This is a genomic window from Polaromonas sp. P3_C2, from assembly GCF_056402675.1.
This window is the reverse complement of record NZ_JBFUGX010000890.1, coordinates 1-1,429: the sequence shown is the minus strand read 5'-3', so window position 1 is coordinate 1,429 and position 1,429 is coordinate 1. Positions and strand designations below refer to the sequence as shown.

The window sequence follows — 1,429 nt, the reverse complement described above, 5'->3', positions numbered from 1 at the left end:
GGTCATGGCGGCGCGCAGGCCCGTCAGGTGGGTACCGCCGTCGCGCTGGGGAATGTTGTTGGTGAAGCAGAGCACCTGTTCGCTGTAGCCGCTGTTCCACTGCATGGCAACTTCAACACCGATGTTGGTGCCCTGGTCGCTGGCGCGGTCGCCCATGGCGGCAAACACGTTGGGGTGCAGAACCGTTTTGCCTTTGTTGATGAACTCAACAAAACCTTTCACACCGCCGGCGCCGGCAAAGTCGTCTTCCTTGCCGCTGCGCTCGTCTTTGAGGCGAATGCGCACGCCGTTGTTCAGAAAGCTCAGCTCGCGCAGGCGCTTGCTCAGAATTTCGTAGTGGAAATCGTTGTTCTCTTTGAAGATGTCGGTGTCGGGCAGAAAGTGGACTTCAGTGCCGCGCTTGTCGGTGTCGTCCATGACTTTCATCGGTGACACATCAACACCGTTGACTTGTTCGATGATGCGGTTTTGCACAAAGCCGCGAGAGAACTCCATGACGTGCACTTTGCCGTCGCGGCGAATCGTCAGGCGCAGCATCTTGCTGAGTGCGTTCACGCAACTCACGCCCACGCCGTGCAGGCCGCCTGAAACCTTGTAGCTGTTCTGGTTGAACTTGCCGCCGGCGTGAAGTTCGGTCAGGGCGATTTCAGCAGCAGAGCGCTTGGGCTCGTGCTTGTCGTCCATCTTGATACCGGTCGGGATGCCGCGGCCGTTGTCGGTGACGCTGACGGAGTTGTCGGCGTGGATGGTGACGACGATGTCGTCGCAATGGCCGGCCAATGCTTCGTCGATCGAGTTGTCGACCACCTCAAACACCAGGTGGTGCAGGCCGGTGCCGTCGGACGTATCGCCGATGTACATGCCGGGGCGCTTGCGCACSGCCTCCAGSCCYTCCAGGATCTGGATGGAGCCTTCACCATAGGCTTCGGACGCGCCGGCCTGGTTGGTGTCGATCTTGGGCTGGAAATTGGAGCTTCCCTCGCCCGCGGCGCCGTCGTTGACGTTTACCTGATCGGCTTCGTTCGGTGTGTTTTCTTCAGTCATAGCCAGCTTTATTTCCGATCTTTTATCGAATTGCTTCGATTTCTTCAATCTCTTGAATGACCAAACCCGCGGAGAGTCGCGGGTCTGGTTGTTGGTTAGCGTGTGGTCAGCGCGTTAAATGCGCATCGGCATCACCACGTATTTAAAGGCTGCATCGTCGGGGATGGTCAGCAGCGCGGAGCTGTTGGAGTCAGCCAGTTCGATCTTCACCATGTCCTGGTCCATGTTGGCCAGCGCGTCGATCAGGTAGGTAACGTTGAAGCCGATTTCGATGGCGTCGCCGCCGTAGTCGATGTCGAGCTCGTCGACAGCTTCTTCCTGCTCGGCATTGTTGGAAGCCACGCGCAGGGTGCCGGGTTCGATGTTCAGGCGCACGCCCTTGAAC

1 protein-coding gene and 1 pseudogene are annotated in these 1,429 nt (G+C 58.6%); both read right to left on the bottom strand.

All coding sequences use genetic code 11. The features are described from left to right. Nucleotides 1-1,044: ATP-binding protein (locus AC1DWI_RS23090; protein WP_477725908.1), on the bottom strand; the 1,044-nt coding region annotated here is incomplete at its 3' end. 114 nt (nt 1,045-1,158) lie between these two features. Beyond that, nucleotides 1,159-1,429 (bottom strand): annotated as a pseudogene (locus tag AC1DWI_RS23085) (DNA polymerase III subunit beta); the annotation flags it as partial.